Origin of the sequence: Salmonella sp. 741265116_PST, from assembly GCF_046567715.1 — a bacterium.
Lineage (GTDB): Bacteria > Pseudomonadota > Gammaproteobacteria > Enterobacterales > Enterobacteriaceae > Salmonella > Salmonella enterica.
On sequence record NZ_JBKFPH010000009.1, the window covers coordinates 76,044 to 90,231 of the forward strand.

Annotated in this window: 12 protein-coding genes; 5 read left to right on the forward strand and 7 right to left on the reverse strand. The window is 52.0% G+C overall.

Going from position 1 to position 14,188, the window contains the following annotated elements; genetic code table 11:
- Window positions 1–15 precede the first annotated feature (15 nt).
- The 3 genes from nuoA to lrhA all read right to left on the reverse strand — a co-directional run bounded on the left by nuoA (window position 16) and on the right by lrhA (window position 2,024).
- A complete protein-coding gene (nuoA, locus tag ACLD11_RS08585; protein WP_000062993.1) occupies window positions 16–459 on the reverse strand; it encodes an NADH-quinone oxidoreductase subunit NuoA in 444 nt (147 codons plus the stop codon).
- Between the two features lie 394 nt (window positions 460–853).
- Window positions 854–1,006 (reverse strand): hypothetical protein, encoded by a 153-nt coding sequence (locus ACLD11_RS08590; RefSeq protein WP_001121022.1) that lies wholly within the window; start codon window positions 1,004–1,006, stop codon window positions 854–856.
- A 79-nt stretch (window positions 1,007–1,085) separates the two neighbouring features.
- Window positions 1,086–2,024 (reverse strand): transcriptional regulator LrhA, encoded by a 939-nt coding sequence (gene lrhA, locus ACLD11_RS08595; RefSeq protein WP_000606288.1) that lies wholly within the window; start codon window positions 2,022–2,024, stop codon window positions 1,086–1,088.
- A 1,055-nt stretch (window positions 2,025–3,079) separates the two neighbouring features.
- On the opposite strand from lrhA, the gene alaA reads away from it, so the two are divergent.
- Both alaA and yfbR read left to right on the forward strand, forming a co-directional pair.
- Window positions 3,080–4,294, forward strand: a complete 1,215-nt coding sequence (gene alaA, locus ACLD11_RS08600; protein ID WP_000074540.1) for an alanine transaminase AlaA — start codon at window positions 3,080–3,082, stop codon at window positions 4,292–4,294.
- A 93-nt stretch (window positions 4,295–4,387) separates the two neighbouring features.
- Entirely contained in the window at window positions 4,388–4,987 is a 600-nt protein-coding gene (gene yfbR, locus ACLD11_RS08605) for a 5'-deoxynucleotidase (protein WP_000813882.1), read from the forward strand.
- A 90-nt stretch (window positions 4,988–5,077) separates the two neighbouring features.
- Here the strand turns inward: yfbR and ACLD11_RS08610 are convergent, their stop codons facing one another.
- The 4 genes from ACLD11_RS08610 to yfbV all read right to left on the reverse strand — a co-directional run bounded on the left by ACLD11_RS08610 (window position 5,078) and on the right by yfbV (window position 8,683).
- Window positions 5,078–6,904: an SLC13 family permease gene (locus ACLD11_RS08610; protein WP_080250239.1), complete on the reverse strand. Its 1,827-nt coding sequence runs from the start codon at window positions 6,902–6,904 to the stop codon at window positions 5,078–5,080.
- 76 nt (window positions 6,905–6,980) lie between these two features.
- A complete protein-coding gene (locus ACLD11_RS08615; protein ID WP_411014798.1) occupies window positions 6,981–7,658 on the reverse strand; it encodes a sugar phosphatase in 678 nt (225 codons plus the stop codon).
- The gene (locus ACLD11_RS08620) at window positions 7,651–8,145 is read right to left on the reverse strand and encodes a YfbU family protein (protein WP_000426135.1); all 495 of its coding nucleotides are present in this window, start codon (window positions 8,143–8,145) and stop codon (window positions 7,651–7,653) included. Before ACLD11_RS08620 ends, ACLD11_RS08615 begins: the two co-directional genes overlap by 8 nt.
- An 82-nt stretch (window positions 8,146–8,227) precedes the next feature.
- On the reverse strand, window positions 8,228–8,683 hold the full coding sequence (gene yfbV, locus ACLD11_RS08625) for a terminus macrodomain insulation protein YfbV (RefSeq protein WP_000106617.1): 456 nt from the start codon (window positions 8,681–8,683) through the stop codon (window positions 8,228–8,230).
- 339 nt (window positions 8,684–9,022) lie between these two features.
- On the opposite strand from yfbV, the gene ackA reads away from it, so the two are divergent.
- The 3 genes from ackA (at window position 9,023) to yfcC (ending at window position 14,184) form a co-directional block, all read left to right on the forward strand.
- Window positions 9,023–10,225, forward strand: coding sequence for an acetate kinase (gene ackA / locus ACLD11_RS08630; protein WP_000095689.1), 1,203 nt, complete (start codon window positions 9,023–9,025; stop codon window positions 10,223–10,225).
- Between the two features lie 76 nt (window positions 10,226–10,301).
- A complete protein-coding gene (gene pta, locus ACLD11_RS08635) occupies window positions 10,302–12,446 on the forward strand; it encodes a phosphate acetyltransferase (protein WP_000086692.1) in 2,145 nt (714 codons plus the stop codon).
- 217 nt (window positions 12,447–12,663) lie between these two features.
- A complete protein-coding gene (gene yfcC / locus ACLD11_RS08640; protein WP_411014788.1) occupies window positions 12,664–14,184 on the forward strand; it encodes a putative basic amino acid antiporter YfcC in 1,521 nt (506 codons plus the stop codon).
- The last annotated feature ends 4 nt before the right edge of the window (window positions 14,185–14,188 follow it).

A 14,188-nucleotide genomic window follows, 5' to 3' on the forward strand; every position in this document is an offset into this window, starting at 1 on the left:
CTTAATGCCTCGCGGTTAGCGTTGACGATTAGCGATACTGTTCGTTTCCGGGTTCATACGCTCGCGGCGTGAACGCGCGGGCGTCCAGTCCAACGCGCCAATACGCGCCAGATAAACCAGACCAGCCAGTAACACAAAAATAAAAATTGCAGCTTCCACAAAGCCAACCCAGCCGCTTTCGCGGATAGAAGTTGACCATGCGAACAGATACAGCGCTTCAACGTCGAAGATAACGAAGAACATGGCTACCAGGTAAAACTTGGCAGACAAGCGTAAGCGGGCGGTGCCGACCGAGTCGATACCTGATTCAAACGGAACGTTCTTGTGCCTCGCGCGTGCGCGACCGCCCAAAAACCAACCGCCTACCAGCATCAGGCAGCACAGGCCAATGGCAACGATAAGAAAGATAGCGAATGCCCAGTGATGAGCGATGACTTCAGTGGATGTTGACATACTCATTGCTTACTCATCAAAAGTAGCGCCAGTTTCTCTGCTCTTTACGGCAGATGGGCGCCACATCGATTCATGGGGAGGAATAAAAAAAACCCTACAATTACTGTAGAAAATGATAAAAACAGCTAATTGATGTGGTTTTTTACTCCTTTCTATAACCTTTTGTCAACTTTAACAAAAGTTCCTTCACATTAATTTACATCAATTCATCATCATTAACATTAAGTGCCATCCTGGAGAAAATGACTCTTCGACCAGGGGGGATTTTATGTTGTTGAATCGTGTCCGTTGTGAAGCAAAAGAAATAACACACACCTATTTTGACAGGAATTTGTGAAGATGCCTCCCCCTAAATGGGAGTATTTTCTTGATCTGTGACACGCTTTTGTTAATTCACCCCCTAAAACAGCAACAATTTCTCTAGTTTTTTAACATGCAAATTCATAAAATGGATGTTCTGGTTATTTTTTACCCACATTGAACTGCGAATCGCTACTGGCTGATTTACCGCAACTTTTACAATTTGTGCGGTTAAGCGCGTACAGATGGGCACAAAAAAAGAGCCACTGAGCGTTTTTTCATCGCCAGCGGCTCTTTTTTACATTTACGACTTAGCGCCTTTTGCCTGCGAGCTACTCAAAACCCCCTTCCACCATCAGCGGATCATCTCCGCCCTCTGCAGAAAACTGGTTGTAATGCCATGGGTTTTGATAGCTTTCCATCGCATGGAAAATCACCATCGCCAGCTCGTTCTGGCTATTGGGATCGCGGCACAACAGATATTCCGTATCCGGCAAAGGCGGTAATCCGTCTGCGGCGCCCAGCACGCGAAGGTCGGGACTCATCATTTCGACAGGTCGAGCCGTTACGCCAAGACCGGCTTTAACGGCCGCGCGTACCGCCGGTAATGTAGACGCCACATAGGCCAGCCGCCAGGGAATACCCGCTGCATTTAGCGTCTCCAGCACCATATCGCGGAATGGGCTGGGATCGTCCAGCAGGACTAATGGTACGGGCTCTCCCCTTTGCAAAACATACTCAGCCGCACAATACCAATGGGTGGGCGAGGTCCGCAAATTCAGACAGTCCAGCGAATGAGGTTGGTTAGTCGTCACCACCAAATCTACTTCCTGCGATTTAACCATGTCCACCATATAGGCGTTGCGTTTTACCCGTACATCAAGCGCGAGTTTCGGATAAACCGAGCTGATTCGGCTAAGCAAAAAAGGCAGGATAGTATCAGCTGATTCATCAGAAGCGCCGATTGTTAACACTCCCTGAAGATTACTGAACATTAATGATGAACACGCCTCATCATTAAAACGCAGGATTTTTCTGGCGTACCCCAGAAGCTGGATACCATGTTCGGTCAAAAGCTTGTTACGACCATGGCGGGCGAACAATTCCTTTCCCACGAGTTGCTCAAGACGCTGCATTTGCTGACTGACCGCAGACTGAGTACGGCATACCGCCGCCGCCGCCGCGGCGAAGGTGTTCAGATCGGCAACGGCCACGAACGTTCTCAGCAGATCGAGATCGAGGTTAATTATCGGACGATTTGCATTTATCATAATTTTTCACTTACTGGCGGGTCATATCGGGCTGACCTGGTTAATGCTGTGCATTCAGAAACAAGCAATTCCATTTGTAATGTGCATCCTTCGCAGTACCGCCTGGTTACCCAGGTAAATGTTAGAATGTAATTGAAAATACGACCAAAACACTTCTCTTACTTACTGATATAATACCAAATGCAACCGTTCGGGATATATCGAAGAGAATGTGTCATACCTTTAGGCGTCTACAGATTTCTGCTAATGATGGACGTGTAAATCTTGTAACAGCGTCAAATAGTTTACCGAGACGCACAGATACAAAAACAATATATTGAACAATAGGTTATGTATAAAATCGCGTCATGATAATTAGCAGACAACGCAGACTACGCCCCCGTTTCGGATCATTATCTTAACCTAAAACCGCTATATTTATAAGTATTATTACGAATAATCTTAACCTGGGATAGGTTATACTAATCGGACCAGAAAGATATTATTACGACTTTAGTAAATGCTTTTTAAATATTAAATAATAATTAATTAAGATTCCCACCATTCATTAATTATACTTAACAATAGTTTCACACCCCCGCCGCCGGAAAGGTCTATACCCAAAATAATTCGAGTTGCTTAAAGGCGGCAAGGGAGTGAGTCCCCAGGAGCATAGATAACTATGTGACTGGGGTGAGTGAGCGTAGCCAACACATAAGCGACTTGAAGTATGAAGGGTATAACCTTCTCATTTTACCTTTAATACTCAGTATTTCCGAAATAGCCGACGCGACACTAATGATGAATGCTTATCTCTCATAAAACAGATAATTTCTGACAACATAAAAAACCACATTACGAGCAACCACATAGAACAAAACACTATATGCATAAGAAAAAATAGAAAATACATCTAACCAAATGATTTTATGAAGTTTTAAACAGCACGAAAGCGCGTTAAAAATAAACAAAATCTTCTTCTGTTCACTCTTCAAAACTCACCGTCGTGGGAGTACATTGTTTCGTGCTGACTTCCACGGCAGGGAGTGGCAATAACAGCTAAAAGGTCAAGATTCATGTCCCCCATTGAAAAATCCAGCAAACTCGAAAATGTCTGTTATGACATTCGTGGCCCCGTTCTGAAAGAAGCGAAACGCCTTGAGGAAGAAGGTAATAAAGTTCTTAAACTGAATATCGGCAACCCCGCCCCCTTCGGATTCGAAGCGCCGGACGAAATTCTGGTCGATGTCATTCGTAATTTGCCGACGGCGCAAGGATATTGCGACTCGAAAGGGCTTTATTCCGCCCGTAAAGCGATTATGCAGCATTATCAGGCCCGTGGAATGCGCGATGTAACCGTGGAAGATATCTATATCGGTAACGGCGTTTCCGAGCTGATCGTTCAGGCGATGCAGGCGTTGCTTAACAGTGGCGATGAAATGCTGGTTCCCGCGCCCGATTATCCGTTATGGACAGCGGCGGTATCGCTCTCCAGCGGCAAGGCGGTACATTATCTTTGCGATGAATCTTCCGACTGGTTCCCGGACCTTGACGATATCCGCGCCAAAATCACCCCACGTACGCGTGGTATTGTCATTATTAATCCAAACAACCCTACTGGCGCCGTCTATTCTAAAGAATTGTTGATGGAAATTGTCAACATTGCGCGCGAGCATAATCTCATCATCTTCGCCGATGAAATTTATGACAAGATTCTCTATGACGATGCCGAGCATCACTCTATCGCCGCACTGGCGCCTGATCTGCTGACCATCACCTTTAATGGTTTGTCTAAAACCTATCGCGTCGCCGGCTTCCGCCAGGGCTGGATGGTGCTGAACGGGCCGAAAAAACATGCGAAAGGCTATATTGAAGGGCTGGAGATGTTAGCCTCAATGCGCCTGTGCGCCAACGTCCCGGCGCAACATGCTATTCAGACCGCGCTCGGCGGCTATCAAAGCATTAGCGAATTTATTCTGCCGGGCGGTCGACTGTATGAACAGCGTAACCGCGCCTGGGAGTTGATTAACGATATTCCCGGCGTTTCCTGCGTAAAACCGCGCGGCGCGTTGTACATGTTCCCCAGGATCGACGCTAAACGTTTTAATATTCACGACGACCAGAAGATGGTGCTGGACTTCCTGCTACAGGAAAAGGTGCTGCTGGTGCAAGGTACCGCCTTTAACTGGCCGTGGCCGGATCACTTCCGCATTGTGACGCTACCGCGTGAAGATGACCTGGAGATGGCCATCAACCGCTTTGGGCGTTTCCTCTCAGGTTACCATCAATAATCTTAAATTCAGGCTACTTCGGTAGCCTGAATTGCATCTTCATCCCCCTCCCCGCACAATGAAGTCTGCCGCAGTGAAAACAAAAGGTAATCTATGAAGCAGAGCCATTTTTTCGCCCATCTCTCCCGCATGAAGTTGATTAACCGCTGGCCGCTGATGCGTAACGTGCGTACGGAAAACGTCTCCGAACATAGTCTGCAGGTGGCGATGGTCGCCCATGCGTTGGCGGCGATAAAAAACCGTAAATTTGGCGGTCAGCTCAATGCTGAACGCATCGCGCTTCTGGCGATGTATCATGATGCCTCGGAAGTACTGACCGGCGATCTGCCGACGCCGGTAAAATATTTTAATTCCCAGATAGCCCAGGAATATAAAGCGATCGAAAAAATCGCCCAGCAAAAGCTGGTTGATATGGCGCCGGATGAATTACGCGATATTTTCGCACCGCTTATTGATGAGAATGCCTGGAGCGAAGAAGAACAGGCAATCGTAAAACAGGCCGATGCGCTTTGCGCCTACCTGAAATGCCTGGAGGAGCTCTCAGCGGGAAATAATGAGTTTGGCCTGGCAAAAACACGGCTGGAAAAAACGCTGGAATTACGTCGCAGCCAGGAGATGGACTATTTTATGGCGGTGTTCGTACCAAGTTTCCATCTCTCTCTTGACGAGATAAGCCAGGATTCACCGCTTTAGTTGCCGGATGGCGGCTAACGCCTTATCCGGCCTACCGTTCTTCCCGTAGGCCTGATAAGCGTAGCGCCATCAGGCCTTTTCCAGCCTGGGTTAAAACGGAAACAACATCGGAATCATCACAATACAAACCGCCATCACAATAAGCGTGAACGGCACGCCAAGCTTCACAAAATCGCTAAAGCTATAGTTTCCCGGCCCCAGAACCAGAGTATTCACCGGCGATGAAACCGGCGTCATAAAGGCGGCGGATGCCGCCATCGCCACCGCCATCGCAAACGGATAGGGCGACACCTCCATCGATTTCGCCGCCGCCAGCGCAATCGGCGCCATCAGCACCGCCGTTGCCGTGTTAGAAATGAACAGTCCTATGACGGCACACAGCACGAACAGGCATCCCAGCATCATATATGGCCCATAGCCGCCGCCGATATTCATTAACCCTTGCACGACCAGAGAGACGCCGCCGGTTTTTTGCAACGCCAGCGCAAACGGCATCATACCCACAATCAAGATAATGCTCGGCCAGTGGATCGCTTTATATGCGCTTTCAGCATCAATACAGCGAAATTTTCCCATCAGCAGGCAGGCGATAATCGCCGCGATCGGGTTGGGAATTTCATCGGTCAACATCAGCGCCACCATCAATACCAGGCAGAAAATGGCGTGCGGCGCCTGGCTGTGCGCAGGAGAGGCTTCGCTGACCTCGACTGGCATATTCAGCACCACAAAGTCGCGGCCTTTTTGCCCCAGCAGGCTGATTAACTTCCAGTTCCCCACGACCAGAATGATATCGCCCATCAATAACGGCTCATCGGCCAGCGACCCTTCCAGAGCGACGCCGTCGCGTTTCAGGCCGACCACATTCAGCCCGTAACGTGTACGGAAGGCGATTTCACGCACCGACTTGCCAATCAGTTCAGACTCCGGAATAAGCGAAATTTCCGCCATCCCGACATCCAACGCCTGATCGGAAAAATATTCTCCTCGCAATACCATCGGTTCCAGCAGTTGCTCGGCGCAGAACTCTCTGAGGTCAACCTCCGCCGCCGACATATCAATCAGCAGAACGTCGCGAGCGCGAAACTCCGATACGCCGTTCACATTGACGATAACCCGCCGAAAGCGCCGCCAGCGTTCAACGCCGATGACATTGGCGCCGTAACGTTCGCGCAGTTTAAGGTCGTCCAGTCGCTGTCCCACCATCGGCGAACCGGGGCGAATCGCCAGACGGCGAGCGCGCCCCGTCAGACGGTACTCGCGGATAAGATCGCGGAAAGTGCGCCGCTTACCGGCCTGTTGTCCGGGCGCATCGCCTTTTAGCATGAAGCGCATCACCAGCATATAAACAATGCCGAGCGCCAACACCACTACCCCCAGCGGCGTCACGCTAAAAAAGTTGAACCCGTGCAGGCCTTCACGCAGCAGTTCACTGTTAACCACCAGGTTCGGCGGCGTCGCCACCAGCGTCATCATTCCGCTGATAAGCCCGGCAAAACTCAGCGGCATCATCAGGCGCGAAGGCGAGGTCTGCATATGCATAGAAACGCTAAGAACAACGGGGATAAAAATCGCCACCACGCCGGTTGAACTCATGAAAGCGCCAAGTCCGGCGACAGTGATCATCAGTAAAACCAGCATTTTGATTTCACTGCTGCCCGCCATTTTAACCAGCCAGGTACCGACCACCGTAGCAACGCCGGTGCGCACGAGGCCGTCGCCAATAATAAATAAGGCGGCGATAAGAATGACATTCGGATCGCTAAAGCCGGAGAAGGCTTCCGGAAGGGTCAAGGTACCGCTAAGGACAAAAGCAACAATGACGAATAAAGCCACCGCATCCATACGTACTTTGCCCGTCGCAAACAACACGACGGCAATCGCCAGTAAAGAGAGAACCCAAATCAATTCACCGTTCACAACATATCCTTGTCAGATGAGAAGATAACGCGATTCTGCCATAAATATGCCCCGCCAAAGCGGGGCGATATCATGATCAGGTCTTTCTTAACACCACCACATCGCCGTTTGGTTGTTTAGCGACCGATAATTGCGTCAGGCTATCCAACGCAAAATCAACATCCGCCAGACGCGGCGTGTCGGCCGGCGCATTGACCGCAATGACGTGGCAGCCCGCAGCCAGTCCGGACAGCACGCCAGCCGGGGCATCTTCTACTACGACGCACTCCTGAGGGGGCAGGCCAAGCAGTTGTGCGCCCAGCAAATACGCATCCGGCTCCGGTTTGCCGCGTTTGACTCGTTCGGCGGTGACAAACACCTCTGGCGCTGGAAGGCCCGCGACCTGATGGCGCGCACGCGCGACCGGCATTGAACCGGAGGTGACGATAGCCCACGGAATGCCCGCTTTATTCAGGTGATTGAGTAAATCGACTGCCCCCGGCAACGCGGTGATCCCTGCGGTTTCAGTGGCTTCTATTTGCTCCAGGCGCGTAAACTCAGCGGCAATTTCCGCCTCCGATTTACCCGCCATAAAATGCCGCAACGAGGTGATCGCCTGTTTGCCATGAATAAAGCCCAGCACCTCATCATGAGCAAGGTTAAAACGATCGGCCCAGCTACACCACGCGCGTTCGACGGCAGGTAATGAGTCAACCAACGTTCCATCCAGATCAAACAGAAAACCTTTACACTGCACGCGAGCCTCCTCAGGCATTAATGATTTGATTGATTTCATTCGCGCTCAGGTGGTACTGACGCGGGCAGGCATGCCAGACATTCAACATCCGCTGGTATTTTTCCCACATCGGCGTCTGGGCATTAAAGCCGTGCGTCCCGGCGTCAAAGTGAGTGTAGCGTCCTTCTATATTCACCATAAAACGGACATAGCCGAGGTAACGCGCTTCCGTCGCGGCGTCAAACCCCAGGAAGGTGACGCGACGTTCGTCGATGGCTTGCGTATCTTTGAGGTTGGTCCAGGAGACGTGCAGCGCATGGTACATCTCCATAATATCGATGATGGTACGACAGGTCTCTTCCGTCAGCTCGCCAAACTCGCGATCCAGCTCGCGCATCTGCAGGCCGTAGCCGCGTTCAATAATTGTTTGTAAGCGACGGTAACGCTCGGCGTTGGTGGGATCGAGCATCGTCATCATTTTGTACTGGTTAGACAAAATCAGACGTTGCGCGTTGGTCATTTCCATTTTGAACTCCTGTATCACGCTATGGCGATGAAAAAAAGAAGGCATTGGTATGCCTTCTTTTATATGCGTAATCCGGGGTCAATTACAAATCATCCAGGAAAGTTTTATCCAGTTGTTTGAAGGCGCGCTTAAGCGTGTCAGCTAATGCCTGGTAATCCGGCTTTCCTTCTACCGGCGCCAGCGCTTGTCCAGCCTCCTGCAATTTACCGCGAACTTCGTAAAACCAGTTAAGGATTGAAGGCGGCAATGGCGTCACAGAACGTTTCCCTAACCACCATAATCCCTGCATAGGCAAGCTCAGGGCGAACAGGGCGGTCGCCACGGCCGGACCTAACTGACCGCCCAGCGCTATCTGCCAGCATAATGTAAAGACGGCGACAGGCGGCATAAATCGTATGGCATAGCGCGTCATACGAATGACGCGGTTTTCGACGAAAACGGGCGCCAGCCGCTTTTCCATCGGCCACGTCTTCGCGTAGTGCTGCCCCCGGCGAAATAAGCTAAAAAAATTTACGGAGCGATTATCCGGTGTCGACATGGCCTACCTCAACTTCACATATAAAATTTAAAAAATTTGTGCAAAACAACAACTGCGAGGGACAACGTTCAAAACATTTTGTCTTCGATACCCACTATCAGGTATCCTGTGTCGGCCTGTCAAAGGCCGGTAGTTTAAAATCATTGAGTCGTCAATATTACACATAGTATGCCATTGGCTGAAAAATACGCAAAATGGCATAGACTCAAAGGTATTTCTTCCATCATGCCCAAAAAAACTCCTGCGCATGATGTTAATCATAAATGTCAGGGCTATCATGCGCTACGCTCTATGGCTCACTGACGTTTTTTTAGCCACGTATCATAAATAGGTACTTCCATGTCGAGTAAGTTAGTACTGGTTCTGAACTGCGGTAGTTCTTCACTGAAATTTGCAATTATTGATGCAGTTAATGGTGATGAATACCTTTCTGGTTTAGCCGAATGTTTCCATCTGCCAGAAGCACGCATCAAATGGAAAATGGACGGCAGTAAACAAGAAGCGGCTTTAGGTGCAGGCGCCGCTCACAGTGAAGCGCTGAACTTTATCGTTAACACTATTCTGGCACAAAAACCAGAACTGTCTGCGCAGTTAACTGCAATTGGTCACCGTATCGTACACGGCGGCGAGAAGTATACCAGCTCCGTAGTCATTGATGAGTCCGTCATTCAGGGCATCAAAGATTCCGCCTCTTTCGCACCGCTGCATAACCCGGCTCACCTGATTGGTATCGCCGAAGCGCTGAAATCTTTCCCGCAGCTGAAAGATAAAAACGTTGCAGTATTCGACACCGCCTTCCATCAGACCATGCCGGAAGAATCTTACCTGTATGCCCTGCCGTACAGCCTGTATAAAGAACACGGCGTTCGTCGCTATGGCGCACACGGCACCAGCCACTTCTATGTAACTCAGGAAGCGGCAAAAATGCTGAACAAGCCGGTAGAAGAACTGAACATTATCACCTGCCACCTGGGCAACGGCGGTTCTGTTTCCGCTATCCGTAACGGTAAATGCGTGGATACCTCTATGGGTCTGACCCCGCTGGAAGGCCTGGTCATGGGTACCCGTTCCGGCGATATCGACCCTGCGATTATCTTCCACCTGCACGACACTCTGGGCATGAGCGTGGATCAGATCAACAAAATGCTGACCAAAGAGTCCGGTCTGCTGGGTCTGACTGAAGTGACCAGCGACTGCCGTTATGTTGAAGACAACTACGCCACCAAAGAAGACGCAAAACGTGCGATGGACGTTTACTGCCACCGCCTGGCGAAGTACATCGGTTCTTACACCGCTCTGATGGACGGTCGTCTGGATGCAGTCGTGTTCACCGGCGGTATCGGTGAAAACGCCGCGATGGTTCGCGAACTGTCTCTGGGTAAACTGGGCGTACTGGGCTTTGAAGTCGACCACGAACGTAACCTGGCGGCCCGCTTCGGCAAATCTGGTTTCATCAACAAAGAAGGTACCCGTCCGGCGGTGGTGATCCCAACCAACGAAGAACTGGTTATAGCGCAGGACGCGAGCCGTCTGACTGCCTGATTTCACACCGCCAGCCTCGCTGGCGGTGCTGTTTTGTAACCCGTCCCCAAAAGACGGTAACGAAAGAGGATAAACCGTGTCCCGTATTATTATGCTGATCCCTACCGGAACCAGCGTCGGCCTGACCAGCGTCAGCCTCGGCGTCATCCGTGCTATGGAACGCAAAGGCGTTCGTCTGAGCGTCTTTAAGCCTATCGCCCAGCCTCGCGCTGGCGGCGATGCGCCTGACCAGACCACCACTATCGTTCGCGCGAACTCTACCCTGCCGGCGGCTGAACCGCTGAAGATGAGCCACGTTGAATCTCTGCTCTCCAGCAACCAGAAAGACGTGCTGATGGAAGAGATCATCGCGAACTACCATGCGAATACCAAAGACGCGGAAGTGGTGCTGGTTGAAGGTCTGGTTCCGACCCGTAAACATCAGTTCGCTCAGTCTCTGAACTATGAAATCGCGAAAACGCTGAATGCGGAAATCGTTTTTGTCATGTCTCAGGGTACCGACACGCCAGAACAGCTGAACGAGCGTATCGAACTGACGCGCAGCAGCTTCGGCGGCGCGAAAAACACCAACATCACCGGCGTTATCATCAACAAACTGAATGCGCCGGTTGATGAACAAGGCCGTACTCGCCCGGATCTGTCGGAGATCTTTGACGACTCTTCCAAAGCGCAGGTGATCAAAATCGATCCTGCTAAACTGCAGGAATCCAGCCCGCTGCCGGTTCTGGGCGCGGTGCCGTGGAGCTTCGACCTGATTGCGACCCGCGCTATCGATATGGCGCGTCACCTGAACGCCACCATCATTAACGAAGGCGATATCAAAACCCGCCGCGTTAAATCCGTTACGTTCTGCGCGCGTAGTATTCCGCATATGCTGGAACATTTCCGCGCAGGATCGTTGTTAGTGACCTCCGCTGACCGTCCGGACGTACTGGTCGCAGCTTGCCTGGCCGCGATGAACGGCGTAGAAATCGGCGCCCTGTTGCTGACCGGCGGCTATGAAATGGACGCACGCATTTCTAAACTGTGCGAACGCGCATTCGCTACCGGTCTGCCGGTCTTTATGGTGAACACCAACACCTGGCAGACTTCGCTGAGCCTGCAAAGCTTCAATCTGGAAGTCCCGGTTGATGACCATGAGCGCATCGAGAAAGTTCAGGAATACGTCGCGAACTACGTTAACGCTGAGTGGATCGAGTCGCTGACCGCCACTTCCGAGCGTAGCCGTCGTCTCTCTCCGCCGGCGTTCCGCTACCAACTGACTGAGCTGGCGCGTAAAGCCGGTAAACGCGTAGTGCTGCCAGAAGGCGACGAACCGCGTACCGTCAAAGCGGCGGCAATCTGCGCTGAACGCGGCATCGCCACTTGCGTACTGCTGGGCAACCCGGATGAAATCAACCGCGTCGCGGCATCTCAGGGCGTTGAGCTGGGCGCAGGCATTGAAATCGTCGATCCGGAAGTGGTGCGTGAAAGCTATGTCGCTCGCCTGGTTGAGCTGCGTAAGAGCAAAGGCATGACCGAACCGGTAGCCCGCGAACAGCTGGAAGACAACGTGGTGCTCGGCACGCTGATGCTGGAGCAAGACGAAGTCGACGGCCTGGTTTCCGGCGCGGTTCATACCACCGCCAACACCATCCGTCCGCCGCTGCAGCTTATTAAAACGGCGCCGGGTAGCTCCCTGGTCTCTTCTGTGTTCTTTATGCTACTGCCGGAGCAGGTTTACGTTTACGGCGACTGCGCAATCAACCCAGACCCGACTGCAGAGCAGCTGGCAGAAATCGCGATTCAGTCTGCGGATTCCGCCATTGCCTTCGGCATCGAACCGCGTGTGGCAATGCTCTCCTACTCCACCGGCACCTCTGGCGCGGGCAGCGACGTAGAGAAAGTCCGTGAAGCGACGCGTCTGGCGCAGGAAAAACGTCCTGACCTGATGATCGACGGTCCGTTGCAGTACGACGCCGCGGTCATGGCTGACGTAGCGAAATCCAAAGCGCCGAACTCGCCGGTTGCGGGTCGCGCTACCGTGTTCATTTTCCCGGATCTGAACACCGGTAACACCACCTACAAAGCGGTACAGCGTTCTGCCGACCTGATCTCCATCGGGCCGATGCTGCAGGGTATGCGCAAGCCGGTGAACGACCTGTCCCGTGGCGCGCTGGTTGACGATATCGTCTACACCATCGCCCTGACGGCGATCCAGGCTTCTCAACAGCAGCAGTAACAGTAAAAGCTAATGCCGGATGGCGGCGTGAACGCCTTGTCCGGCCTACAGGTGAAATACCGTTGTAGGCTGGACAAGACGCGTTAGCATCGCCATCCGGCATTCTGCTATTTACCCTGCAAAGCGGAATTTTTTGCTTAACTGCGCTGCATCAATGAATAACTATTCCCTTCTTCTCATACTTAGCCTCTTTGCTTTGCAACAGGGATAGTCTGTCATGTCTGTCGTTACAGAATCAAAAACAGCCAGAAAATGGGCAATGCCCGATACGCTGGTCATCATCTTTTTTGTCGCCATTTTAACCAGTATCGCCACCTGGGTCGTCCCCGTTGGGATGTTTGATAGCCAGGAAGTGCAGTATCAGGTCGATGGTCAGACAAAAACCCGCAAAGTCGTCGACCCGCACTCTTTTCGCATTGTGACCAATGAGGTCGGGGAAGCGCAGTATCATCGCGTACAATTTTTCACTACCGGCGATGAAAGACCAGGGCTGATGAATTTTCCGTTTGAAGGGTTAACATCCGGATCGAAATTCGGCACTGCCGTCGGCATCATTATGTTTATGTTGGTGATTGGCGGCGCATTCGGCATCGTGATGCGTACCGGCACCGTGGATAACGGCATTCTGGCGCTGATTCGCCACACGCGGGGCAACGAAGCCCTGTTTATTCCGGTGCTATTTGTCCTCTTTTCGTTAGGGGGTGCCGTATTTGGCATGGGCGAAGAGGCGGTCGCCTTTGCAATTATCATAGCCCCGCTGATGGTCAGGCTGGGCTATGACAGCATTACCACCGTCCTGGTGACCTATATCGCCACCCAAATTGGCTTTGCCAGTTCGTGGATGAACCCTTTCTGCGTAGTCGTCGCCCAGGGGATTGCCGGCGTGCCGGTACTTTCCGGCTCCGGGCTGCGTATTGTGGTCTGGATTGTCGCCACGCTGATTGGGCTGGTTTTTACGCTGGTCTACGCCTCACGCGTGAAAAAGAATCCGCTGCTTTCCCGTGTCCACGAATCCGATCGCTATTTCCGCGAACAGCAGGATGAAGTCGTCCAGCGCCCTTTCACCTTCGGTGACTGGCTGGTACTGCTGGTTCTGACCGGCGTAATGATTTGGGTCGTCTGGGGCGTGATTGTCCACGCCTGGTTTATTCCGGAGATCGCCAGCCAGTTTTTCACCATGGGCGTGGTGATCGGCCTCATCGGCGTTATCTTCCGCCTCAACGGTATGACGATCAACGTGATGGCGTCCTCATTCACCGAAGGGGCGAGAATGATGATCGCGCCCGCCTTGCTGGTGGGTTTTGCCAAAGGCATTCTGCTGCTGGTCGGCAACGGCGAAGCTGGGGAACCCAGCGTGCTCAATACGCTGCTTAACAGTATCGCGCATGGCATCAGCGGGCTTAATAATGCTATCGCCGCCTGGTTTATGCTGCTCTTCCAGGCGGTATTTAATTTCTTTGTCACGTCCGGTTCGGGTCAGGCGGCGTTAACCATGCCATTACTGGCGCCGCTCGGCGATCTGGTCGGCGTTAACCGTCAGGTGACTGTTCTGGCCTTCCAGTTTGGCGATGGCTTCAGCCATATCATCTATCCGACATCGGCCTCGCTGATGGCCACGCTGGGCGTATGCCGGGTCGATTTTCGCAACTGGCTGAAAGTGGGGGCGTCACTGCTGGGACTACTGTTTATTATGTCCAGCGTGGTCGTCATTGGCGCGCAGATGATGGGATATCATTGATCCA